The sequence below is a fragment of the Streptomyces sp. S4.7 genome (assembly GCF_010384365.1).
In the GTDB taxonomy this organism is placed as follows: domain Bacteria; phylum Actinomycetota; class Actinomycetes; order Streptomycetales; family Streptomycetaceae; genus Streptomyces.
Genome location: NZ_CP048397.1, coordinates 1,163,485 through 1,186,795, shown reverse-complemented (window position 1 = coordinate 1,186,795; position 23,311 = coordinate 1,163,485). Strand labels below are relative to the sequence as shown.

The 23,311-nt window shown below is 71.9% G+C and carries 22 protein-coding genes and 5 tRNA genes; 18 read left to right on the top strand and 9 right to left on the bottom strand.

Features of this window, described 5'->3' with window-relative positions:
- Positions 1 to 8 precede the first annotated feature (8 nt).
- A complete protein-coding gene (locus SSPS47_RS05180; RefSeq protein WP_147877660.1) occupies positions 9 to 683 on the bottom strand; it encodes a lysophospholipid acyltransferase family protein in 675 nt (224 codons plus the stop codon).
- A gap of 280 nt (positions 684 to 963) precedes the next feature.
- On the opposite strand from SSPS47_RS05180, the gene SSPS47_RS05175 reads away from it, so the two are divergent.
- Positions 964 to 2,118, top strand: a complete 1,155-nt coding sequence (locus SSPS47_RS05175) for a glycerophosphodiester phosphodiesterase (protein WP_164249080.1) — start codon at positions 964 to 966, stop codon at positions 2,116 to 2,118.
- A gap of 331 nt (positions 2,119 to 2,449) precedes the next feature.
- A complete protein-coding gene (locus SSPS47_RS05170) occupies positions 2,450 to 2,953 on the top strand; it encodes a GNAT family N-acetyltransferase (protein ID WP_147877658.1) in 504 nt (167 codons plus the stop codon).
- Positions 2,954 to 2,991: 38 nt separating this feature from the next.
- Here SSPS47_RS05170 and SSPS47_RS05165 read toward each other — a convergent pair whose 3' ends face one another.
- Together SSPS47_RS05165 and SSPS47_RS05160 are read right to left on the bottom strand one after the other, a co-directional pair.
- A complete protein-coding gene (locus SSPS47_RS05165) occupies positions 2,992 to 3,327 on the bottom strand; it encodes a hypothetical protein (RefSeq protein ID WP_343234922.1) in 336 nt (111 codons plus the stop codon).
- Positions 3,328 to 3,449: 122 nt separating this feature from the next.
- On the bottom strand, positions 3,450 to 3,809 hold the full coding sequence (locus SSPS47_RS05160) for a hypothetical protein (protein ID WP_164254390.1): 360 nt from the start codon (positions 3,807 to 3,809) through the stop codon (positions 3,450 to 3,452).
- A gap of 106 nt (positions 3,810 to 3,915) precedes the next feature.
- Here SSPS47_RS05160 and SSPS47_RS05155 point away from each other — a divergent pair, with 106 nt between their 5' ends.
- The 9 genes from SSPS47_RS05155 (at position 3,916) to SSPS47_RS05115 (ending at position 16,194) form a co-directional block, all read left to right on the top strand.
- A complete protein-coding gene (locus SSPS47_RS05155) occupies positions 3,916 to 4,563 on the top strand; it encodes an HAD-IA family hydrolase (RefSeq protein WP_164249078.1) in 648 nt (215 codons plus the stop codon).
- A 462-nt stretch (positions 4,564 to 5,025) separates the two neighbouring features.
- On the top strand, positions 5,026 to 6,138 hold the full coding sequence (locus tag SSPS47_RS05150) for an ATP-binding cassette domain-containing protein (RefSeq protein WP_164249076.1): 1,113 nt from the start codon (positions 5,026 to 5,028) through the stop codon (positions 6,136 to 6,138).
- Complete coding sequence (locus tag SSPS47_RS05145; RefSeq protein ID WP_164249074.1) at positions 6,135 to 6,803, top strand: methionine ABC transporter permease; 669 nt, start codon at positions 6,135 to 6,137, stop codon at positions 6,801 to 6,803. Before SSPS47_RS05150 ends, SSPS47_RS05145 begins: the two co-directional genes overlap by 4 nt.
- Positions 6,804 to 6,883: 80 nt before the next feature.
- Positions 6,884 to 7,744, top strand: a complete 861-nt coding sequence (locus tag SSPS47_RS05140; protein ID WP_164249072.1) for a MetQ/NlpA family ABC transporter substrate-binding protein — start codon at positions 6,884 to 6,886, stop codon at positions 7,742 to 7,744.
- Positions 7,745 to 7,862: 118 nt separating this feature from the next.
- Complete coding sequence (locus SSPS47_RS05135; protein ID WP_164249070.1) at positions 7,863 to 8,501, top strand: GNAT family N-acetyltransferase; 639 nt, start codon at positions 7,863 to 7,865, stop codon at positions 8,499 to 8,501.
- Positions 8,502 to 8,677: 176 nt separating this feature from the next.
- Entirely contained in the window at positions 8,678 to 9,898 is a 1,221-nt protein-coding gene (cbiE, locus tag SSPS47_RS05130) for a precorrin-6y C5,15-methyltransferase (decarboxylating) subunit CbiE (protein ID WP_164249068.1), read from the top strand.
- Positions 9,899 to 10,235: 337 nt separating this feature from the next.
- Complete coding sequence (cobT, locus tag SSPS47_RS05125) at positions 10,236 to 13,832, top strand: nicotinate-nucleotide--dimethylbenzimidazole phosphoribosyltransferase (RefSeq protein WP_164249066.1); 3,597 nt, start codon at positions 10,236 to 10,238, stop codon at positions 13,830 to 13,832.
- Between the two features lie 300 nt (positions 13,833 to 14,132).
- Complete coding sequence (gene cobA, locus SSPS47_RS05120; protein ID WP_164249064.1) at positions 14,133 to 15,380, top strand: uroporphyrinogen-III C-methyltransferase; 1,248 nt, start codon at positions 14,133 to 14,135, stop codon at positions 15,378 to 15,380.
- Positions 15,373 to 16,194 (top strand): RNA methyltransferase, encoded by an 822-nt coding sequence (locus tag SSPS47_RS05115; RefSeq protein WP_164249062.1) that lies wholly within the window; start codon positions 15,373 to 15,375, stop codon positions 16,192 to 16,194. The genes cobA and SSPS47_RS05115 overlap by 8 nt, the downstream gene beginning before the upstream one ends.
- Positions 16,195 to 16,201: 7 nt before the next feature.
- On the opposite strand, the gene SSPS47_RS05110 is transcribed toward SSPS47_RS05115, so the two are convergent.
- Positions 16,202 to 17,428: a serine/threonine-protein kinase gene (locus SSPS47_RS05110; RefSeq protein ID WP_203558033.1), complete on the bottom strand. Its 1,227-nt coding sequence runs from the start codon at positions 17,426 to 17,428 to the stop codon at positions 16,202 to 16,204.
- A 205-nt stretch (positions 17,429 to 17,633) separates the two neighbouring features.
- Between SSPS47_RS05110 and SSPS47_RS05105 the strand changes: the two genes are divergently transcribed.
- The 4 genes from SSPS47_RS05105 (at position 17,634) to SSPS47_RS05090 (ending at position 19,859) form a co-directional block, all read left to right on the top strand.
- A complete protein-coding gene (locus tag SSPS47_RS05105; protein WP_147877648.1) occupies positions 17,634 to 17,921 on the top strand; it encodes a hypothetical protein in 288 nt (95 codons plus the stop codon).
- Positions 17,922 to 18,079: 158 nt separating this feature from the next.
- The gene (locus SSPS47_RS05100) at positions 18,080 to 18,286 is read left to right on the top strand and encodes a hypothetical protein (RefSeq protein WP_078078277.1); all 207 of its coding nucleotides are present in this window, start codon (positions 18,080 to 18,082) and stop codon (positions 18,284 to 18,286) included.
- 218 nt (positions 18,287 to 18,504) lie between these two features.
- The gene (locus tag SSPS47_RS05095) at positions 18,505 to 19,509 is read left to right on the top strand and encodes a phosphotransferase (RefSeq protein WP_164249060.1); all 1,005 of its coding nucleotides are present in this window, start codon (positions 18,505 to 18,507) and stop codon (positions 19,507 to 19,509) included.
- A gap of 68 nt (positions 19,510 to 19,577) precedes the next feature.
- A complete protein-coding gene (locus SSPS47_RS05090) occupies positions 19,578 to 19,859 on the top strand; it encodes a zf-TFIIB domain-containing protein (RefSeq protein ID WP_164249058.1) in 282 nt (93 codons plus the stop codon).
- Between the two features lie 56 nt (positions 19,860 to 19,915).
- Here SSPS47_RS05090 and SSPS47_RS05085 read toward each other — a convergent pair.
- The 5 genes from SSPS47_RS05085 to SSPS47_RS05065 form a co-directional block, all read right to left on the bottom strand.
- A tRNA-Val gene (locus tag SSPS47_RS05085) sits at positions 19,916 to 19,987 on the bottom strand.
- A 25-nt stretch (positions 19,988 to 20,012) separates the two neighbouring features.
- Positions 20,013 to 20,084, bottom strand: a tRNA-Val gene (locus SSPS47_RS05080).
- A gap of 20 nt (positions 20,085 to 20,104) precedes the next feature.
- Positions 20,105 to 20,176: transfer RNA gene (locus SSPS47_RS05075), tRNA-Val, on the bottom strand.
- Position 20,177: 1 nt separating this feature from the next.
- Positions 20,178 to 20,251, bottom strand: a tRNA-Cys gene (locus tag SSPS47_RS05070).
- A 36-nt stretch (positions 20,252 to 20,287) separates the two neighbouring features.
- Positions 20,288 to 20,360: transfer RNA gene (locus tag SSPS47_RS05065), tRNA-Gly, on the bottom strand.
- A 178-nt stretch (positions 20,361 to 20,538) separates the two neighbouring features.
- On the opposite strand from SSPS47_RS05065, the gene SSPS47_RS05060 reads away from it, so the two are divergent.
- Genes SSPS47_RS05060 through SSPS47_RS05050 form a run of 3 tightly spaced genes read left to right on the top strand, consistent with a single transcriptional unit; the run spans position 20,539 to position 23,298 of the window.
- Positions 20,539 to 21,594 carry a chorismate-binding protein gene (locus SSPS47_RS05060; protein WP_164249056.1) on the top strand — a complete coding sequence of 352 codons (1,056 nt, stop codon included), beginning with the start codon at positions 20,539 to 20,541 and terminating at the stop codon, positions 21,592 to 21,594.
- Positions 21,595 to 22,416 (top strand): aminodeoxychorismate lyase, encoded by an 822-nt coding sequence (locus SSPS47_RS05055; RefSeq protein ID WP_164249054.1) that lies wholly within the window; start codon positions 21,595 to 21,597, stop codon positions 22,414 to 22,416.
- 42 nt (positions 22,417 to 22,458) lie between these two features.
- Positions 22,459 to 23,298 (top strand): GNAT family N-acetyltransferase, encoded by an 840-nt coding sequence (locus SSPS47_RS05050; protein WP_164249052.1) that lies wholly within the window; start codon positions 22,459 to 22,461, stop codon positions 23,296 to 23,298.
- Positions 23,299 to 23,311 lie beyond the last annotated feature (13 nt).

Here is a 23,311-nt window from a genome sequence, read left to right as displayed (position 1 = left end):
ACGGCGGGTCAGGCCGCCTTCGCCTTGGTGGCGTACATGTCCACGTACTCCTGGCCGCCGAGCCGCATGACCTCCGTCATCACGGAGTCGGTCACCGCCCGCAGCACGTAGCGGTCGCGGTCCATGCCGTCGTACCGCGAGAACTCCATCGGCGCGCCGAAACGGACCGTCACCCTGCTCGGCCGCGGCATCCCCGACCCGTTCGGCTGGATCTTGTCCGTGCCGATCATCGCGAACGGCACCACGGGCGCGCCGGTCATCAGCGTGAGGCGCGCGATACCCGTACGGCCCCGGTACAGGCGGCCGTCGGGGGAGCGCGTGCCCTCCGGGTAGATGCCGAACATATGACCGTCCTCCAGCACCCGGCGGCCGGTCATCAGCGCGGCGACACCGCCGCGCCCGCCGTCACGGTCCACCGGGATCATGCCGCAGCCGGTGAAGAACCAGGCCATCAGCCGGCCCTTGAGCCCCTTGCCGGTGACGTACTCGTCCTTGCCGATGAAGAAGACCGGACGGCTGCCGCAGACGAGCGGCAGGATCATCGAGTCGATGAAGGTGAGGTGGTTGCCGGCGAGGATCACCGGACCCGTCCCCGGAATGTTCTCGGCGCCCTCCACCCGTGGGCGGAACATCAGACGCAAGATCGGTCCGAGCACTGCCTTGACGAGCGCAAAGCGGGACAACGTGGTCCTCCGGTTGGTGAGCGGTCGTATCGAGCCGTTGGGGCCCGTCTCTTGGATCAGGCCGGATCAGGGCTACGGGCCCTAACTCTCTGCAGGTGAGGACGATACTCGCGGGTCGGCCCCCCGCGCACATCGGGTTCATCGAACGGATACCCAGTGTTGACACGAGTTTGGGGTGTGTTCGCGCCGGGTCTGCCCTCCGTAGGGGTCGGCTGCCTACGATCAAGCCCTGGCTTGACAGGTGCGGGACAGCACATGGACATCACATGAAGGAGCGTTCATGACACAGGGTGCGGGAAACATCCCGGGACGAAGGACCGTGCTGGGAGCGGCGGTGCTCGGTCTCTCCGTGGGTGCGGCCGGTACGGCGCAGGCCGCGCAGAGCGGCACGCACGGCGGCCGGACCCGCCCGCCGAAGGGGCGCCTGCCCGTGCCCACGATCGTCGGACACCGCGGCGCCAGCGGCTACCGGCCCGAGCACACCCTCGGTTCGTACCAGCTCGCGCTCGACCTCGGCGCCCATGTGATCGAGCAGGACCTCGTGCCGACCAAGGACGGTCATCTCGTCTGCCGTCACGAGAACGACATCACGGGGACCACGGACGTCGCCGACCACCCCGAGTTCGCGGGGCGCAGGACGACCAAGAGCGTCGACGGGGTCAGCCTCACCGGCTGGTTCACCGAGGACTTCACCCTCGCCGAGCTGAAGAAGCTGCGGGCCAAGGAGCGCATCCCGCAGAGCCGCCCCCACAGCACCCTCTACAACGGCCGCTGGGAGATCCCCACCTTCGAGGAGGTGCTGCGCTGGGCGGACGAGGAGGGCCGCCGCCGGGGTGAGCCCGTATGGCTGTACGTCGAGACGAAGCACCCCACCTACTTCCGCGGCCTCGGCCTCGGCCTGGAGGAGCGGCTCGCGAAGCTGCTGCGCCGCTACGGCAGGGACCGCCGCGACTCCCCGCTCTTCCTCCAGTCCTTCGAGCCCACCAGCATGCAGCGGATGGCCAAGCTGGTCTCGACCCCGCGTGTCGTGCTCTTCGACGCGGCCGACACCCAGCCGTGGGACTTCAAGCAGTCGGGTGACCCGCGTTTCGTCTCCGACCTCATCACGCCCGCGGGCCTGAAGTGGATCGCGTCGTTCGCGCAGGGCATCGGCCCGTGGGTCGACCTGATCATCCCGAAGGACAAGGACGGCAAGCTCGGCGAGCCGACCACGCTGGTGCGCGACGCCCACGCGAAGGGCCTGATCCTGCACCCGTACACGATGCGCAACGAGAACAGCTTCCTGCCGGCCGACTTCCGGGTCGGCACGGACCCCAACGCCTACGGCGACGCCTTCGGGGCCTTCAAGGCCTACTTCGAGCAGGGCATCGACGGCATCTTCACCGACAACCCGGACACGGGCCTGCTGGCCGCCGCCGACTTCACCAAGGACTGAGTCCCGCACGAACGCGCCCGTTGGTGCCCCGGCCGGCTCCTGCCGGCCGGGGCACAACCGTTCGTGGCGGGGGCCGAGTTGGGCAGGGAGGGGCAGAGCGTACACCTGGCCGCCGTCCGGCCCCACCGGCTGGGATGTTGTCGCCCGACGGCCCCAGCACCCGCTGAATCACAGGGGAGTTGGGTATCTCACAGGAGAGATTGAGGTCGGTGTATTCCGGATGCCTGTGATGCCTGCGCAGAATGCTCACCACAGAGGTTGCAGCTCCTGAACTCCGGGGAAAGGAGCGGTAGACAACCGGCGGCAGCAGGTGAGCGGGAGGCATGCACACATGGGCATGAGCGTGACCATCTCAGCGGCGAGTGCGCAGGACGCGGAGCACATTCTCAAGCTGCAGTACCTGTGTTACCAGAGCGAGGCCGAGCTCTACGGTGACTACACCATCGAACCGTTGACCCAGACCCTCGACGACCTCAAGGACGAGATCGCCCGCGGCCACGCGCTGGTGGCCAGGCTCGGCGGTGAAGTCGTCGCCTCCGTGCGGGGCGTCATCGACACCGAGGGCACGGCCAGGATCGGCAAGCTCATCGTCCATCCGCGGATGCGGCACCACGGCCTCGGCGGCCGGCTGCTCGACGCGATCGAGGGGAGCTTCGCCGGCGACGAGGCGGCCAAGCGCTTCCAGCTCTTCACCGGCAATCGCAGCGAGGGCAATCTGCGGCTCTACCGGAGCAAGGGGTACGCGCCGGTGGCCAGCGAGGCGGCCGGTCCCGGCATCACGCTCGTGACACTGGAGAAGGAGGCGTCCGCGGGAGCCTTCGTCGCCAGCGCCTGACGTTCAACGGCGCGACGGCGTACGCCTCGTCGGTCCGCTCAACTCCGTCGGGACCCGCGCAGCCACAGCATCCCCGTGACCGGCAGCAGCACGGGAATGAAGACATAGCCCCAGCCGAACCCCGACCAGACCGTCGCCTCGGGGAAGGCGGAGGGGTCCACGATCGTCCAGGTCCCGACGGCCAGCACGCCGACGAGTTCGGCCGCGCAGCACACCAGCGCCGCCTTCCGGGCCGTCTCGCCGCCCCGTACGAGCGTGTACGTGATGAACACGTACACGACGGCGGCGATGCCCGACAGCGCGTACGCCAGTGGTGCGCGGTCGAACTTGGTGGAGATCTCGAAGGCGGTCCGCGACACCGCGCCGACCGACATCACCCCGTAGAGCCAGACCAGCAGCAGTCCGGGCCCCTGGACCAGCCGTGTCCGCCCGCCCGGCCGCTCGCCCCCGTCGCGGCCCGCCGTGCCCGCCCCGGCCCCTGTCCCGGTCTCCACCGTCAGCCTCCCCAGATGTCGTACAGGCGCACTTCGAGCACGGCGAGGACGACCGCGCCCGCGGAGACCGTCACCGAGCCCCACCGGGTCCGCTCGGACAGGGACAGCAATCCCGCGGCCGGTACGGCGGCGAACGCGCCGATCAGATACGAGACGAAGATCACCGAACTCTCCGCCGGCTCCTCGCCGCGCGCCAACTGGACGATCCCGACGACCAGTTGGGCGAGCGCCAGCACCGTGACCACGGCCATGCCGATGAAGTGCCAGTCCTTGGTGGGCTGGTGCCGGTACGCGGCGAAACCGCACCAGGCGGCGAGGAGGAGGGCGGCCACGGAGACCGTGACCGTCAGGGCGACAAGCATGAGGTCGAGACTATTACGGCCCGAAAGGGCCGGTGTCCTCGCCCCTGCGGGCCGGTCCCCGAAGGTGTCGAGGACGGCCCGGACCGGTGTCGTGGGGTCGATTCCCATGAAGATCCACGCCGACGCCCTCCTGTTCGACAACGACGGGACGCTCATCTCCTCCATGGCCTCGGTGTACCGGTGCTGGACCCGCTGGGCCGGCGAGTTCGGCGTCTCGGCGGACGACTTCGCCCGCGTGGAGCTGCACGGCCGCCCCGCCGCCGAGATCGTCGCCGACCTGCTGCCCGCCGCGACCGTGCCCGCGGCCGTGGCCCGCATCGAGCGGCTGGAGGTCGAGGACGTGGCCGGCGGAGTCGTCCTGCTGCCCGGCGCCGCCGATCTGCTCGCCGCGCTGCCCGCCGACCGGTGGGCCGTGGTCACCTCCGCCTCCCGGCGGCTCGCGGAGGCCCGGCTCGCCGAGGTCGGCGTCCGGCCCAAGACGCTGATCGCCGCCGACGACATCACGCGCGGCAAGCCCGACCCCGAGCCGTTCCTGCTCGCCGCGCGGCGGCTCGGCGTCGACCCGGCGCGCTGCCTGGTCTTCGAGGACGCACCGGCCGGACTGCGCTCCGGGACCGCCGCCGGCATGGGGACCGTGGCCTTGGCCACAACGCACGACCGCGCCGAACTGACCGCCGACGCCGTCGTCGGCGATCTCACTGTCGTATCCGTGCAGGTCAGAGGCTCGGAACTGGAGATCGACGTGGTCGTCTGAGCGCTCCGCCGCACCGCGGACAGGGCCCGGACGGCGCGTCCGGTATTCGGACAGCCGGCCGGATCTCAGAACGGTGTCTGCTTTACTTGCGCCATGACCACGACGAGCAGCCGCACCCTTGCGACCGAGGCGATCACGACGCCCGGTGCTCGCTGTCTGTGTCGAATGTGCGCCCACTGAGGGCCCCTGCCTGAGTCCCGCGCCCCGAAGCGGGACCCGACAGCAGCGACGCGGTGTCCGTCGAGGCGCTCCGTACCTCTCGTACGTCACGCACCAGGACCACGCCCGCCCGCGCACAGCGCCGCACGGTCACCCACCACAGCACAGGTGACCGGCCGTGGGCCGCCGTGAGCCGACGTGCCGTGCCGCGCCGCGTCCTGTCGGACCCCCGCCCGCCCCTCCAGCAACTCCCCCTGCCCCGGCGGCCATCGCGCCGCGCACCCGACAGTGACGGAAACCCCTGTGATCACCACTACGGGCCTGACGAAGGTCTACCGGACCGGCCGGACAGGCCGGTCGCGCGGCCATGAGGTCACCGCTCTGGACGGCGTCGACCTGCACGTACGCGAGGGTGAGGTCTTCGGAGTCGTCGGCCGCAGCGGCGCCGGGAAGTCCTCCCTCATCCGCTGCGTCAACCTCCTCGAACGCCCCACGGCGGGAACCGTGAGCGTCGACGGGACCGATCTGACCGCGCTCGCCGGGCGCGGCCGACGGGCCGGCAAGGAACTGCGCCGCGCGCGCAGCTCCATCGGCATGGTCTTCCAGCACTTCAACCTGCTGTCCTCGCGCACCGTCAAGGACAACATCGAACTGCCGCTGGAGATCCTCGGCCGCTCCGGGCAGGAACGCTCCCGCCGGGCCCTGGAACTGCTCGACCTCGTCGGCCTCGCCGACAAGGCCGGGGTCTACCCCGCACAGCTCTCCGGCGGCCAGAAACAGCGCGTCGGCATCGCACGCGCCCTGGCCGGCAACCCGAAGGTGCTGCTCTCCGACGAGGCGACCAGCGCGCTCGACCCGGAGACGACCCGCTCCATCCTGCGACTGCTGCGCGACATCAACCGGCAACTCGGCCTCACCGTCCTGCTGATCACGCACGAGATGGAGGTCGTGAAGACGATCTGCGACTCGGCCGCGCTGATGGAGAACGGCCGGATCACCGAGTCCGGCACGGTGGGCGAACTGCTCGCCACTCCCGGCTCCAGGCTGGCCCACGAGCTGTTCCCCGTGGACGGTGCCGGAAACGGACCCGGCAGCACGGTCATCGACGTCACCTTCCACGGCGACGCGGCCACCCGGCCGGTCATCTCCCGGCTGTCGCGCACCTACAACATCGACATCTCGATACTCGGCGCGGCGATGGACACCGTCGCAGGCCGCCAGATCGGCCGGATGCGCATCGAACTGCCCGGCCCCTTCGAGGAGAACGTCGTACCGCTCGGCTTCCTGCGCGAACAGGGTCTCCAGGTCCGGGTCGTCGACCAACCGGCCGCCGAGGACGTGGCCGGCCCGGTGACCGAGGACCCGGCCGGATCCACCGAACAGCCCGCCGCGCTCACCAAGGACGGTGCCAGGTGACCTGGTCCGAAATGCAGCCGCTGCTCGGCCAGGGGACTCTCGACACCCTCTACATGGTGCTGTGGTCGGCGCTCGTCACCGTCGTCGGCGGACTGCCGCTCGGCGTCCTGCTCGTCCTCACCGACAAGGGCGGCCTGCTCCAGAACACGCCCGTCAACAAGGTCGTCGGCGTGATCGTGAACATCGGCCGCTCCCTGCCCTTCATCATCCTGCTGATCGCACTGATCCCCTTCACCACCTTCGTCGTCGGCACCTTCATCGGCCCCACCGCGATGATCGTGCCGCTCGCCATCGGCGCGATCCCGTTCTTCGCCCGGCTGGTGGAGACGGCGATACGGGAGGTCGACCACGGCCTCGTCGAAGCCGTCCAGGCCATGGGCGGCTCGATCCCCACCATCGTCCGCAAGGTGCTGCTGCCGCAGGCCCTGCCGTCGATCGTCTCCGGCACGACCACCACCGTCATCGCGCTCATCGGCTACTCGGCCATGGCCGGCGCGGTCGGCGGCGAAGGTCTCGGCTCCAAGGCCGTCACCTACGGATTCCAGCGGTTCGAGAACGGCTTCATGATCGCCACGGTCGTCGTGCTGATCCTGATCGTCACCGCCATTCAGCTGATCGGCGACCTCGCCGTACGGCTGCTGACCCGCCGGACCCGTACGGCGTAGGCCGCAGCCCTCCAGATGTCCCACCGGGCCCGCACTCCTTGTCCGGGACCGACCACCCACACCGGAAAGAGGCACTCTTCGTGCGCACTCACCTCAAGATCGCCGCCGCCGCGGCCACCACCGCGCTCGCCATCGGCCTGAGCGGCTGCGGCACCTCGTCCGACCCCGCGGAGAAGACCGGGGACGGCGCGAAGGCCGACGAGTCCAAGCCACTGACCGTCGCGGCGTCCCCGACGCCGCACGCCGACATCCTGAACCACATCAAGGACAATCTCGCGGCGGACGCCGGACTCGAGCTGGACGTCAAGGAGTTCACGGACTACGTCCTGCCGAACACCGCCACCGAGAGCGGCGAGGTCGACGCCAACTACTTCCAGAACAAGCCGTACCTCGACGACTTCAACAAGAAGAACGACACCCACATCGTGCCGGTCGTCAACGTCCACCTGGAGCCGCTGGCCCTCTACTCCAAGACGGTCAAGGACCTGAGCTCCCTCAAGTCCGGCCAGACCGTGGCGATCCCCAACGACACCGTCAACGAGGGCCGGGCGCTGAAGCTCCTCGCCGACAACGACGTGATCACGCTCGCGGACGGTGTGGAGGGCAACGGCACCCTCTCCGACATCAAGGACGACAAGGGCCTGAAGTTCAAGGAGCTGGAGGCAGCGACTCTGCCCCGCGCACTGAACGACGTGGACGCCGCCGTCATCAACGGCAACTACGCCATCGAGGCGGACCTCAACCCCGCCGAGGACTCACTGGCCCTGGAGAAGACCGAGGACAACCCGTACGCCAACTTCCTCGCCGTCAAGGAGGGCAGCGAGAAGGATCCGCGCGTGCTGAAGCTCGCGAAGCTCCTCAACTCGCCCGAGGTGGAGAAGTACATCAAGGACACCTACAAGAACGGCGCGGTCCTGCCCGCCTTCGGTCCGCCGGCGTAACCAACTCGCGTAACCAGCCCGTCAATCCGGTACGAGCCCCGCACACCCCGCCCGTGTGCGGGGCTCACCCGATGCTGCATGCTGTGCATTTACGACGGACTGAGGCATGGAGCTGCGCATGACTACCACCTTTCCGGACGTCTCCATCAGCACCGAGCGGCTGGTGCTGCGCCCGTTCGAGGCCGCGGACATCCCGGCGCACATCGAGATGATGAATGACGAACCGGTCATCGCGTGGACGTCGACGCCGCATCCCTACACCACCCGGGACGCCGAGGAGTGGGTGAGCGGGCTCGCCCCGGCCGAACGCACCGAGGGGCGCGGACTGGTCCTCGCCGTCACCGAGTTCCTCACCCAGCGCCTCGTCGGTCTCGCCCGTCTCCAGAACACCAACTGGCGCACCCGCGCGACGGAGATCTCCTACATCACCGCACCCTGGGCGCGCGGCGAGGGGTACGCCACCGAGTCGGTGCTCGCCGTCGCGCAGTGGCTCTTCCGGGACCAGACCTTCGAGCGCATCGAGTTGCGCACCGCCGCCGACAACACCGCGGCCCAGCAGGTCGCGCAGAAGGCCGGCTGCATCAGCGAGGGAGTCCTGCGCAACGCGTGGATAGCGCGGACCCAGACGGAGGCCGGGGGCTGGATCGACATCCGCACCGACCTCATCGTCTGGAGCCTGCTGCCCGAGGACCTCGAAGGCGTGGCCGAGCAGATGGCGGACGCGGGCGGCTACGCCTCCTTCACCGACTGGAACTGAACGCGGGCGGTCCGCGATCCAGCCGCGGCTCCCGGGCCCCGGGCCCCCGGGCGGACGGCGCGACGGGTACCCTCACACGCACCGCCCCGGTGCGGACCCCCTCAAGAATCACTTGATCCGCGGCAACTCCGGCCTGCGAGAACACCACCTCACGACCTCTGGGGAGACTGACGACGATGGCCGACCGCGTCACGGTGATCGGCTGGGACGGCTCGCCCCTCGCGCCCGCGGCCACGTCCGCGCTCGCCGCCGCCACACTGGTGGCCGGTGCCGCCCACCATCTCACCCTGCCGGAAGTCCCGCCGGACGCCGAACGCATCCGCCTCGGCAGTGTCGACCTCGCGGCCCGCCGGATCGCCGGCCACCGCGGCGGCGCCGTCGTACTGGCCGACGGCGACCCCGGGTTCTTCGGTGTCGTACGCACCCTGCGCGCCCCCGAGCACGGCCTGGAGGTCGAAGTCGTACCCGCCGTGTCCGCCGTGGCCGCCGCCTTCGCCCGCGCCGGAATGCCCTGGGACGACGCCCAAGTGGTGGTCGCCCAACGGCGCACGCTCCGGCGCGCCGTCAACGTGTGCCGGGCGCACACCAAGGTCGCCGTCCTCACCTCCCCGGGCGCCGGCCCCGCCGAACTCGCCCTGCTGCTCGCAGGAGTTCACCGCACCTTCGTGATCTGCGAGGAGCTGGGCACCGACCGCGAACAGGTCACCGTCCTCACCTCCGACAAGGCCGCCGACCACGTCTGGCGCGACCCCAACGTGGTGATCGTCGTCGGCGGCATCGGCACCGCGCCCGTCCGGACGGGCGGCTGGATCGCCGGCCACGACCCCGAGTACCCGCCCGCCGTACGGGGTTGGGCACTGCCCTCCGAGGAGTACGGCATCGACCTCGACGAGGGCGAGTCGACCTGGCTGCGCGCGGCCCAGCTCGCCCGGCTCGGAGCCCGTACCGGCGACCTGGTCTGGGACATCGGGTCGGGCAGCGGCGCGCTCGCCGCCGAGGCGGGGCGCTTCGGCGCCGCCGTGATCGCCGTCGACGCGGAGCCGGGCGCGTGCGCGAGCACGGCCGCCGCCGCCCGTCGCGCCGGCGTGCAACTGGAAGTCGTGGAAGGCCGCGCGCCCCACGTCCTGGAGAACCTGCCCGAACCCGACGTCGTACGCATCGGCGGCGGGGGAGTCGATGTCGTCGTCGCCTGCGCCGACCGCAGGCCCGCGCGCATCGTGACGCACGCGGCCACACGGGACGAGGCCGAGGCCGTCAGCAGCGCCCTGCGCGAGGGTGGTTACACGGTGGAATGCGTTCTGCTCCAGTCCGTCGACATGGACACCGGGGCCTGGTCCGAGCGCGAACGCTCCGTGGTTTTCCTGGTGTCCGGGAAGCGGCCGGATCGCGCCCCCTGACCCCGTTGTCAGAGGCGCGAGGTAGGCTGACCGATCGTTGTACCGCAGCCGGTCGTTCGTCGCTTCGTTCGTCAATGTCCGGAAAAGTGGGTCGTTTTGGACCCCCATGTGGTACGGCTGCACCGGGGGACGCGCAACGTGGCGCAGCCCACAGCATGCCGCCGCGGATCACCGTGTGTCGGCGCCGAAGGGCCGCGAGAATACGTGCGGGCCGCGGCTCGACTCGTGCCGCGCGGCGCCCACGCTCGTTGACACTGACGGGCGCCGGACGCGCCGCCGAAATCGGGCGCCCCGGTCGAAGGGCCGAAGGAGCACAACCAATGGGCGAGGGGTACGCATGACTGACACCGGCCAGGTCCCGGGCGAGGGACAGCCGGAGAACGCAGGCATGGTGGAGCAGCCGGGCGACCCCGCTGCCGGCTCCTACGCCTACCTGGGCCCCTCCGACGGTGCTCCCGAAGACGACGACCTGCTGCTGATGCCGAGTTCGCAGGGTGCCTGGGGCGATCCGCAGCCGGCGCCCCCGGCCGATCCGCTCGCGCCCGGCTATGCCGTGCCGGACCCGGAGCCCGTCCCCGTGGGGCATGTCCCGCAGCAGATGGGACGGGCCGAGTACGCACCGCAGGAACCGTCGCTGCCGCAGTCGCGACTCGCCACCTACTCGCAGCCCGAATACCAGGCCGAGTACCAGGCCGACCCCTCGGTGCAGGGGCAGGTTCCGTACCAGGCGCCGCCCGAGTACCCGGCGCCGGACGTGGCCCACATGCAGATGCAGCCGATGCACGCCGCCCCGCCCGCGCAGTCCGCTCAACCCGTGCCTCAGCAGGCCGAGTTCGCCGGGGCGCCCGAGGCGTACGCGCCGGCGGACGTCCCCGTGGAGAGCCCGATTCCGGCCGCCGCGGCGCAGTCGGCCCCCGAGCCCGCCCGGGAAGCCGTGCGGAGCGCCCCGCAGGAAGTCGCCGAGGCACCCGCTCCGGAGCCGCTCCGGGAAGCTCCCGCACCGGCGGTCCGGGAAGCGCCCGCGCCCGAACCGGGCGCGCACGAGACCGGTGGCCGTGACTCGGGCTCGGTCGACCTCGGGGCCGTACGGGTCCCGACCGCCACGCCCGCGCCGACTCCGCCGCCCGCGCGCCGCCCGCTGCACATGGGTCCGCCGATGCCCGACTCGACGGGTGGCGTGGTGCGTTCGCTCGCGGACCGCGGTCCCTCGAGTACGCCGCCCAACCCCGTCCGCGTACGGACCCAGGGGCCGCCCACGGCCGGACCCGAGTATCTGGACATCCCGCGCGAGGAGGCCGACGCGCTCCCCGGCCCGCAGCTCGGCGCGATTCCCGTGCTGGGCGCGGACCCGTGGGCCTCGCTCCCGCCGCAGTCCGAGACACCGGTGGCGGAGACCGCCGTCGCGGTCGCCGAGCCGCAGGTGGCCGTCGAGCCGCAGGTGGTGGCGGAAACGTCCGCGCCCGAGGCTCCCGCAGAGACGGTCGTCCCTGAGGGGGGACCGACGTTCGCCCCCCAGCCGGTTCAGGAGCCGGTTCAGGAGCCGGCGCCGGAGCCCGAGCCGGTCCGGGAAGTCGCGCCCGAACCCGAACCCGAACCCGAGCCCGACGCGGTTGCCGAAGAGGTGCCCGCGCCCGTGCTCGTGCCCGACGCGGTTGCCGAAGAGGTGCCCGAACCCGAACCCGAGCCCGACGCGGTTGCCGAAGAGGTGCCCGCGCCCGAGCCGACTCCCGAGGCCCAGCCCCAGCCCGAGCCCGAGACGGTTGCCGAAGAGGTGCCCGAGCCCGAGGCCCAATCCGAGCCCGCGACCGCGCCGGTGGCCGAGGAGCCGGTGGCGGAGCCCGCCCCCGAGCCTCTCCCCGCACCCGACGCGGGGGTCGTGGACGAAGCCCCCGCCGTCGAGCCGGCCGAACCGGTGGAGCAGCCGGTCGAGGCAGAGGAGAAGCGCGAGCCGATAGCGCTGCCCGGCGCGGACGCGGTGGCCCCCGCGCCGGCCGAGCCGCAGTCCGTACAGGCGGAGCCCGAGCCGCAACCGGAGCCCGCCCCCGAGCCCGCACCGGTCGCGGAGGCGGAGCCCGCGGCCGAGGCGGAGGTGGCGGAGCACGTACCGGCGCCCGCCCCCGAGCCGGTGGCTGCCGCCGTTCCCGTGGCGGCCCCGACGCCGGTGCCCGACGCCGAGCCCTCCGCCGTCACCGACGACGCGTCACCCCCCGCCCCCGGCTACGACGACGCCGAGCGCGAGGCCGTTCTGCGCGTGATGCGCGAACGGCGCGACATCCGCAACGGCTTCCGCTCCGACCCGATCCCGCACGAGGTGCTGCTCCGCGTCCTGGAAGCCGCGCACACCGCCCCCAGCGTCGGTCACTCGCAGCCCTGGGACTTCGTCGTCATCCGTTCCGCCGAGACCCGGCAGACGATGCACGAACTGGCCCAGCGCCAGCGCGACGCCTTCGCCAAGTCCCTCCCCAAGGGCCGGGCCAAGCAGTTCAAGGAACTGAAGATCGAGGCCATCCTCGACACCCCGGTGAACATCGTCGTCACCGCCGACCCGACGCGCGGCGGCCGGCACACCCTCGGCCGTCACACCCAGCCGCAGATGGCGCCGTACTCCTCCGCCCTCGCCGTCGAGAACCTGTGGCTCGCCGCCCGCGCCGAAGGACTCGGCGTCGGCTGGGTCAGCTTCTTCGACGAGCGCGAGATGGTCCGCGCGCTCGGCCTCCCCGAACACCTCGATGTCGTGGCGTACCTGTGTGTCGGATACGTCGACGAGTTCCCGGAGGAGCCCGAGCTGGCCCAAGCGGGCTGGTCCAAGCGCCGCCCGCTGTCCTGGGTCGTCCACGAGGAGACGTACGGCCGCCGGGCCCTGCCCGGTGAGGAGCCGCACGACCTCCTCAAGGAGACGATCGCCGGGATCCGCCCCCTCGACGCGAAGGCGCTCGGCGAGGCGTGGGAGCGCCAGAAGCGGATGACGAAGCCCGCCGGTGCGCTCGGCATGCTGGAGATCATCTCCGCGCAGCTCAGCGGTCTGTCCCGGAAGTGCCCGCCGCCGATCCCCGAGCCCGCGGCGGTCGCGGTCTTCGCGGGCGACCACGGAGTGCACGCGCAGGGCGTCACCCACTGGCCCCAGGAGGTGACGGCCCAGATGGTCGCCAACTTCCTGGGCGGGGGCGCGGTCTGCAACGCCTTCGCGAATCAGGTCGGCGCCGAGGTCTGCGTCATCGACGTCGGAGTCGCGGGTGAACTGCCCGCCACACCGGGCCTGTTGCCCCGGAAGGTGCGCGCGGGCACGGCCGACTTCACGACCGGACCCGCGCTGACCCGCGAAGAGGTGCTGGCCGCGATCGACGTGGGCATCGAGACCGCCCGCGATCTGGTGGCGGCGGGCAACAAGGGTCTGCTCACCGGCGAGATGGGCATCGCGAACACCACGGCATGCGCCGCGCTGATCTCGGTCTACACGGACGCCGACCCCGCCGAGGTCACCGGGCGCGGCACGGGCATCAACGACGAGATGCACGCGCGCAAGATCGATGTCGTCCGCCGTGGTCTCGAACTCCACCGGCCCGACCCCGCCGACCCGATCGGCGTCCTCGCGGCCTTCGGCGGACTGGAGCAGGCGGCGCTCGTCGGGTTCCTGCTGGCCGGCGCCTCGCTGCGTACACCGGTCATCCTCGACGGCGTGAGCGCGGGAGCGGCGGCCCTGGTCGCCCGCGCGATCGCCCCCGAGGCACTGGCGGCCTGCATCGCGGGCCACCGCAGCGCCGAACCGGGCCACGTGGCCGCGCTCAACAAGCTGGGCCTGCGGCCCCTGGTCGATCTGGACCTCCGCCTGGGCGAGGGCACCGGCGCCCTGCTGGCGCTCCCGGTCGTCCAGAGCGCGGCGCGGGCGATGCACGAGGTGGCGACGTTCGACTCGGCGGGTGTGACGGAGAAGTAGTCCCCATCCCCTCCGGCGTTCGAGGAGCGGGGTCCGGGGCGGCGCCCCGAACCAGCCTGCCCGGCGCCTGCGGGCACGGGCGCAGGCCGTACGGGCCCGGGGCGGCGCCCCGGTTTCGGGAAGGGGCGGGTGCGGGGGCGACCCCTGTGCCCGTACCCGGAACCGAGCGGATCCGCTGCGATCGGGTGACGCCTCACGGTCACCTCGCCGCCCCCGACTAAGCTGGAACCCGCGCCCCACCAGCCCCTTCACCACCCCGACACCCCACCCCGCACCGTCCCCAGAGGAGCCCGCAGCACCATGGCCGAGCATCCCGCCTACCCCGTCGGACTCCGTCTGGCCGGGCGGCGCGTCGTCGTCATCGGGGGCGGCCAGGTCGCCCAGCGCCGGCTGCCGGCCCTCATCGCGACCGGCGCCGACATCGTGCTCGTGTCGCCCTCCGCGACGCCCTCCGTCGAAGCCATGGCCGACGCCGGTGAACTCCGCTGGGAGCGCCGCCCGTTCGCCGACGGCGACCTGGCCGACGCCTGGTACGTCCTGATCGCCTCCAGCGACACCGACGCCAACACCCGCGCGTCGGCCGAGGCCGAGCGGAACAGGACATGGTGCGTACGCAGCGACAACGCCGAGGCCGCCACCGCCTGGACCCCGGCCACCGGCCGCAGTGAGGGCGTGACCGTCGCCGTCCTCACCGGACGCGATCCGCGACGCTCCGCCGGCGTGCGCGACGCCATCGTGGAGGGCCTGCGCGACGGCAGCCTCCTCGCTCCCCGGCACCGCACCAGGACCCCCGGGGTCGCCCTCGTCGGCGGCGGCCCCGGCGACCCGGAGCTGATCACCGTGCGCGGCAGGCGCCTTCTCGCCGAGGCAGACGTCGTCATCGCCGACCGTCTCGGCCCGCGTGACCTCCTCGACGAACTCCCGCCACACGTCGAGGTGATCGACGCCGCGAAGATCCCGTACGGCCGCTCCATGGCCCAGGAGGCGATCAACGACGCGCTGATCGAGCACGCCAAGGCGGGCAAGGCCGTCGTACGGCTCAAGGGTGGCGACCCCTTCGTCTTCGGCCGCGGCATGGAGGAGGCCCAGGCACTCGCCGAGGCCGGCATCGCCTGCACGGTCGTCCCCGGTATCTCCAGCTCCATCAGCGTGCCCGGCGCCGCGGGCATCCCCGTCACCCACCGGGGCGTGGCGCACGAGTTCACCGTGGTCAGCGGCCATGTGGCGCCCGACGACCCGCGCTCCCTGGTCGACTGGCCCGCGCTCGCCAGGCTGCGCGGCACACTCGTCCTGCTGATGGCCGTCGACAAGATCGGCGCCATCGCCCTGACCCTCGTCGCCCACGGCAAATCGCCGTCGACCCCCGTGGCGCTGATCCAGGAAGGCACGACCGCGGCGCAGCGACGTGTGGACGCCACACTCGAAACTGCCGCCGAAGCCGCCAGGACGGGGGACGTGCGCCCCCCGGCCGTCATCGTCATCGGCGACGTCGTCTCGGTCGGCGCCGGTCCCGACGACGGCGACGGCGGCGGTCCCGACCGTGGCTGAGATCGTCACCGTCGAGGCGTCCCCCGACGGCTCCGCCGACCCCCGCCTCACCGACTACACCGACCTCACGGACGTCGAACTCCGCCGTCGGCGCGAGCCCGCCGAGGGCCTGTTCATCGCCGAGGGCGAGAAGGTCATCCGCCGCGCCGTGGCCGCCGGTTACGAGATGCGGTCCATGCTCCTGACGGCCAAGTGGACGGACGTCATGCGGGACGTCATCGACGAGACAGCCGCCCCCGTCTACCAGGTGGCCCCGGACCTCGCCGAACGCGTCACCGGCTACCACGTCCACCGCGGCGCACTCGCCTCCATGCGCCGCAAGCCCCTGCCGCCTCCCGCCGACCTCCTGAGGAAGGCACGCCGCGCCGTCGTCTTCGAGGACATGGTCGACCACGCCAATCTCGGCGCCGCCTTCCGCAACGCGGCCGCGCTCGGCGTCGACGCCGTACTCCTCACCCCGCGCTGCGCCGACCCGCTCTACCGGCGGGCCGTGAAGGTCTCGATGGGCGCCGTCCTCCAAGTCCCCTGGACCCGGCTGGAGTCCTGGCCGAAGGACGCGCACCTGCTGAACGAGGCGGGATTCGTCACCGCGGCCCTGTGCCTGGACGCGAACTCGATCACCCTCGACGAACTCGCCGGGCGCCGCCACGACAGACTGGCGCTCCTCTTCGGCACCGAGGGCGACGGGCTGAGCGCCGGTGCCCTCGCCGCGGCCGACGTGCGGGTGAGCATCCCGATGGACGCGGGCGTCGACTCCCTCAACGTCGCCGCCACCTCGGCCGTCGCCTTCTACATGACGCGGCCCCGGGCCTGACCGGCTCCTACAACTGCTGCGCCGCCGCGATCCCCAGTGCGACGACCAGCGTCACCACCACGAACACGATCAGCCGCTGCCGCAGCAGACGCGGATTGGCCGGCCTGCGCCCGCCCCGTCCACCCGACGTCGTACGCGCGCCGGGCCTGCTGCCCTGACGTCCACCGGTACGTGAACCCGTACGCGAGCTGTCACGGGGCCGCGGCGGGCGCCCGCCGCCACCCGTGCGCGGCGCCGAGCCGCGGGAGCCCTGTGCACGCGAGTCCGGCCCGCCCGCCGTACGGCCCTGGGTGGACCGGTCCGGCCGCTCGGTCCGCTGCGGCATCCGCGCCGTACGCTCCGGCATCCGCCCCGTCGGCACGTCCTGCCGGCTCCGCTCCCGCTGCACGGGCGGCCGGCCGTCCGGCAGCCCCTGGGCCTCCCGCGCCGCGATCTCCTTGAGCCGCATCGAGAGCTGGAGCGTGCTCGGCCGCTCCTCGGGGTCCTTGGCCAGACAGGCCCGCACCAGCGGCGCGAGCGCGTCCGGAACCCCGTACAGCTGCGCCTCCTCGTGCACCACGCGGTACAGCATGACTTCCGAACTGCCGTGCCCGAAGGGCGAGTCGGCCGTCGCCGCATAGGCCAGCGTCGCGCCGAGCGCGAAGACGTCGGTCGACGGGGTCACCGCCGCGCCGCGCACCTGCTCGGGCGCCAGGAAGCCTGGCGATCCGACAGCCGTACCGACGTGCGTGAGGGTGCTCGCCCCGGTCGCCCAGGCGATCCCGAAGTCGATGATGCGCGGGCCCTTGGGAGAGAGCAGGATGTTCGACGGCTTCAGATCGCGGTGGACGACCCCCGCCTCGTGCACCGCCAGCAGCCCCTCGGAGAGCGCGGCTCCCACGGAGGCGACCTCGGCGGCCGACAGTGGCCCGTCCTCGGCCACCTTGTCGTGCAGCGAGGGCCCCGGAACGTACTGGGTGGCGAACCACGGCCGGTCCGCGTCGAGATCGGCGGCCACCAGCCGGGCCGTACAGCCGCCCCTGATCCGCCGGGCCGCCGAGACCTCACGGGCGAACCGCGAACGGAACTCCTGGTCCTCGGCGAGATCGGGTCTGATCACCTTCAGCGCGACCCGCTGGCCACGCCGGTCGGAACCCAGATACACCACGCCCATGCCGCCCTGGCCCAGCCGCCTGTGCAGCCTGAACGAACCGACGACACGCGGGTCCTCGCGCCGGAGCCGCATCATCGCCATGTCCATCCCCGCTGCCCGGTCGTCCGTGTGACGTGGCACAGCTTACGTACCCGCGCCCCGGGGCGCTCATAGGCCGCGCCCTCACGAACCGATCGATTGTCAGTGCCGGGTGAGAAACTTGAGGGGTGGTCAGAGGACCGCGGATCCAAGGTCCTCGGGCCCGTGCGAGATCTCAATGGTCGGTCGCAGAAGGGGGATTGGATCAATGAAGGGTGACCGCGTGGAGATAGTGGTGGACGCGGGTGACACGACGCGTACGTACGAAGTCGTGGCAAGTCGGGCAGGCCGCCGGGTGGAGACGGCGGTGCGTCGAGGAGTGGTGGAAGTGAGTGAAGTCACCCGCAACGGCTCGGTGGTGCGCACGGCGCGCTTCATGGCCACGCGCGTGCTCGCTCTGGTCGAACAACCAGTGCCCAGGGAGGACCTCTCGGAGCGTCCCCTCCGGGATGTCCCCAAGGGCGAGGACCCACTCTCCACCCAGGGGAGTACGTGACGGGGGTACCGCTCATCCTCCGGGAGGCCCGGCAATCGGTACGCGGGCATGACGACCCGGGCCCGTCGCGTACCTAATGTTGTTGTCAAGCGGCGAGTGCAGCACTCGTCCCCCGAGGTCAGACACTCGCCGCTGCCAGACACGACAGGAGAAGGACCATGGCCGACACGGCATCGCGAGCGATGACCCGCACGCAGGGACGCAGGGCGTTCGACGCGTTCGGCGGGCGGAACTCGGGTTCGCGTCACCCCCTGGTGGCCACAGCCATGGTCCTCCCTCTCGCGGCCCTGCTGGTCGTCGTATTCGGCGGCTGGGAAGCAGTGGTCACACAAGCGTCGTCCGTGGGCGTGATGCTGGGGCGCTGAGCGGCGTCCCAGGTTCGGGAGAGCGGCCCGAACCTCCGACATCCGGCCAACAACCCCGTGGGGACGGGGGTGCGGCGGACGGCAGCGTTTGGCCGGTCAGCTGGGGAGCTGACCGGCCATCGCGCTGTCCGGACCCGTTTCCCGGACCTTTCCGGGCCGTTCCCCGCCCCTGCCGCGTAGGCTCCCGGCGGGAACACACCGCACCGGGGGACACCGCCGTGACCACATCCGCGAGCGCAGCCTCGACCACTTCCGTCGTACGCGCGCTCACCCGCGCCGCCCGGCACGCCGCCCACCCGGACACCGGCCCCCCGGCCGCGCCGTCGCCGGCCTGCCACGCCTGCGGGGGCGAGGAGACCGTCCTGGCCGACCGGTCCGACGGTGTGGTCGTACGGCACGGGGCCGCCGTCGCCAAGGCCCACGCCCCCGGCACCGACCCGGCGGGACACCGCGCCCGGCTCTCCGTGGCCGCGCATCCGCTGCTCGCCGGCATCCTGCTCCCACCGCTCCCCGCGGCCACCCCGCACATCGCGGGCCGCCCCGTCACCGTCTGGCCCTACGGCACCCCCGTGGACCCCGACCGGCCCGACGACGCGCCCTGGGAGGCGGCGGGGGCCCTGCTGGCCCTGCTGCACGCCGTACCGCCCGCCGCCCTCGCCCCGCTGTCCCTTCCGCCCACGCGCGGCCCGCTCAGGGCCGCACAGGCCCTCTCCCGGATGCGGGCCGCCGGACCCCACACCGCCGCCGCCGATGTCGAGCGCGCCTGGTCGGGGCTGCCCGCCTGGGCGAGGGACGAGGCGCCCGCACCCGTCGGCGGCTCCCTGTGCCACGGCGACCTCCACCTCGGCCAGCTCGTGCGGCACCCCGCGACCAACGGCCCCTGGCTGCTGATCGACGTGGACGACCTCGGACTCGGCGACGCCGCCTGGGACTTGGCCCGCCCGGCCGCCTGGTACGCCGCCGGACTGCTGGCCCCCGACGAGTGGCAGCGCTTCCTCGGCGCCTACCGGACGGCCGGCGGGCCCGCCGTACCGGCCGACGGAGACCCCTGGCCCCGGCTCGACGTCCCCGCCCGCGCCCTCAGCGTCCAGACCGCCGCGCTCGCCGTCGCGAAAGCGGCCGAACAGAGCCGTGAACCGGACGAGGTGGAGGGGGCGATGATCGAGACCTGTGCCCGAATTGCCACACTGCCAACGGAGTTGGCGGCGGGACCCTCGTCGTAGGGTGAACTCACCGTCGTCGGGAGGCATTCCGGCGATGCCGACCGACCGGCGAGGAGCTGACCCGACCCATGCAGTGCCCCAAGTGCCATGCAGCGATGCATACGTACAACCGCAACGGTGTCCAGATAGAGCAGTGCAGCGGCTGCCGCGGGATCTTCCTCGACTACGGCGAGCTGGAGTCCCTGACCCGTCTTGAGGCGCAGTGGGGACAGCAGGCCCCGCCCCCGCCCGCGGCCCCCGGCGGCTACCCCGCCGCCGCGCCCGCTCCCGCGTGGGGCGCGCCGCACGGCGGTCACCACGGCGGTCACCACCGCCAGAAGGGCTTCGGCCGGATGCTCTTCTCGTCCTGAGCACTCCGCACACACGACGAAGCCCCCGGCCTTGTCGGGCCGGGGGCTTCGGGCTGTGCGCGATACTGGGATTGAACCAGTGACCTCTTCCGTGTCAGGGAAGCGCTCTCCCGCTGAGCTAATCGCGCAGGGTGACCCCGCGTGTGTACTGCGTGCGCGATACTGGGATTGAACCAGTGACCTCTTCCGTGTCAGGGAAGCGCTCTCCCGCTGAGCTAATCGCGCGGGAATCCAGATGGATCCAGTGGACGATACTGGGATTGAACCAGTGACCTCTTCCGTGTCAGGGAAGCGCTCTCCCGCTGAGCTAATCGTCCTTGGAGGTGGAGACGGGATTCGAACCCGTGTAGACGGCTTTGCAGGCCGTTGCCTCGCCTCTCGGCCACTCCACCAGGAGTGCGGGGGCCGGGAATTGATCCCCCAACTCGAGCGGACGACCAGGTTCGAACTGGCGACCTCAACCTTGGCAAGGTTGCGCTCTACCAACTGAGCTACGTCCGCGTGCCGTTTCCCGGTCCTCAACTCGCGGCCGGGCGACGTGGTGAACTCTAGCGGATTACGGGGCGAGTACAAAAACGCGTTTGTGCAGCGTGCTGCCGTGCGTTCACACTGCGGCACCTCCACGGCGTCCCCGTGACACTTCGTGGCGCGTCCCATGAGCCGTCCTAGACTCACCATCGTGCCCGACCTCCCTCCGCTCGCCCGCTTCGGTGACCTCGTCGCCACCGATCTGCGCGATGTCACCCGTGACCCGGAAGCCCTGGACTCCACCGGCTTCTGGGCCGTCGCCATGGACTTCGAGGGCCGTCCGACCTGCGCCCGGTTCGGCGACGTGCGCCGCGAACCGGTTCCCGTGCCGGTGCCGGGGCGGTGGCAGGGCCCCGAGGCGGGCGACTGGACGTCGTCGCTCGACCGCGCCGCGTACCTCTCCGGCGTACGGCGCGTCCGCGAACTCATCGCCGCCGGCGAGGTCTACCAGGCCAACCTCTGCCGCGTCCTCACGGCCGCGCTGCCCGACCCGGACGCCTGCGACGTCGACGCGCTGACCGCACTCCTGGCGCGCGGCAACCCCGCCCCGTACGCCGGCACGATCCGGCTGCCCGCCCACGGCGTGGAGATCGCCACCGCGTCCCCGGAGCTCTATCTCCGGCGCACCGGCCGCACCGTGGAGTCCGGGCCCATCAAGGGCACCGGCCGCACCGCCGCCGACCTGCTGGAGAAGGACCACGCCGAGAACGTGATGATCGTGGACCTGGTCCGCAACGACCTCGGCCGCGTCTGCGCCACCGGATCGGTGACCGTGCCCGCCCTCTGCGCCGTCGAGCCCCACCCCGGACTCGTCCATCTCGTGTCGACGGTGCGCGGCGAACTCGCCGAGGGCGCGGGCTGGCCCGCACTGCTGGCCGCGACCTTCCCGCCCGGATCGGTCACCGGCGCGCCGAAATCCAGCGCGCTGAAGATCATCCAGGCGCTGGAGACCGCCCCTCGTGGACCGTACTGCGGCGCGATCGGCTGGGTCGACGCCGACCGCGGGACGGCCGAACTCGCCGTCGGGATAAGGACGTTCTGGATCGAGCGGGACCCGCCGCACGGACCCGTCGTCCGGTTCGGCACCGGCGCGGGCATCACCTGGGGATCCGACCCCGAGCGGGAGTGGCGGGAGACGGAACTCAAGGCATCGCGCCTGCTGGCGGTAGCGTCGGGAGTGTACGAGGCGACGGGAAGGACGGGCTAGATGATGATCTGGGTCAACGGCGGACTGCGGGCGGATGACGCCGCGCGGGTCTCCGTGCTCGACCACGGGCTGACCGTGGGTGACGGAATCTTCGAGACGGTGAAGACCGTCCATGGGCGGCCCTTCGCGCTCACCCGGCATCTGGACCGGCTCACCCGCTCGGCGCGGGGTCTCGGACTGCCCGACCCCGACCACGACGAGGTGCGCGCGGCCTGCGCCGCCGTCCTGGACGCCAACCCGGTGGACATGGGCCGGCTGCGGATCACGTACACCGGCGGTCTGTCGCCGCTCGGCTCCGACCGCGGCGACGCCGGCCCCACCCTGGTCGTGGCCGTCGGGGAGACACGGCGCCGCCCCGACACCACCGCGGTGATCACCGTCCCCTGGACGCGCAACGAACGCGGCGCGGTGACCGGGCTCAAGACCACGTCCTACGCCGAGAACGTCGTCGCCCTCGCCGCCGCGCGTGAACAGGGCGCCTCCGAGGCGCTGTTCGCCAACACGGTCGGGGACCTGTGCGAGGGCACGGGCTCCAACGTCTTCGTCGTGCTCGACGGCCGGCTCCACACCCCGCCCGTCTCCTCGGGCTGTCTGGCCGGCATCACCAGGGCGCTGACCGTGGAGTGGACCGGCGCGCACGAGACCCGGCTGCCGTTCGACGCGCTGGAGCGTGCCGAGGAGATCTTCGTGACGTCGTCACTGCGCGACGTGCAGGCCGTCCACCGCGTCGACAGCCGTGAGCTGCCCGGCGCGCCGGGTCCGGTCACGGCGAAGGCCATGCGCGTCTTCGAGGAGCGCGCGGCGGGCGACATCGATCCGTAGAACCTGATGACGTGTGCCTGTCGGGTGGGTAGAACTCCCCTGATGACCACGACTCTGCGGCCGACCGGGCCGCTTCAGAAGACCGACGACGGTATGGCGTCACGCGACTACGAGGTGTGTGACAACAGCCGGTCCGTCGGTCGGATCGAGCTCGGCATGGACGGCGCCTTCGGTACGCCGGCGGGTGTGCTGCGCCGGCTGCGGATCGACGAGGCGGACCGCCGCCGCGGTCGCGGCACGATCGCCGTCCTGGCCGCCGAGGAGGTCCTGCGCGGCTGGGGCTGCGGCCAGGTGGTCGCCTCCGTCCCCGCCGAGGCCGGGGGCGCGCTGCTGCTGCTGGAGACCCTGGGGCACACCGAGCGCAGCAGGAACATGCTCAAGGAGCTGGACCGGGAGCCGCCGGTCCTGCCGGCCGGACTCGTGGGCAGAGGGATGGAGCGCGCGGAGTACGCGCTCTGGGCGGAGCGTTCGTTCGAAGGCTTCCGGCAGAGCTGGACAGACCGCGGCCTGCCGGAGGAACAGGCCCGCGCCAAGGCCGAGTCCAGCCGCCGTCAGCTCCTGCCGGACGGCCTAGCCAGCCCCGGCACCTCGATCGACGTCCTGGTCCACGACGGAGAGGTCGTCGGCCATGTGTGGGTGGGCACTCGGGAGCTGAGCCCCGGTGCGGTCGTCGCGTTCGTCTACGACGTGGAGGTGCCCGAGGAGCGGCGCGGCAAGGGCTACGGCCGCGCGCTGATGCTGCACGCCGAGCGGATCGCCGACGGCATGGGGAGCGGCGCGCTGGGCCTGCACGTCTTCGCGGGCAACGCGCCGGCGATCGGCCTCTACGAATCCCTCGGATACGTGACCACGCACCGCAATCTCTTCAAGACCCTGCTCTGACCGAACACGGCGG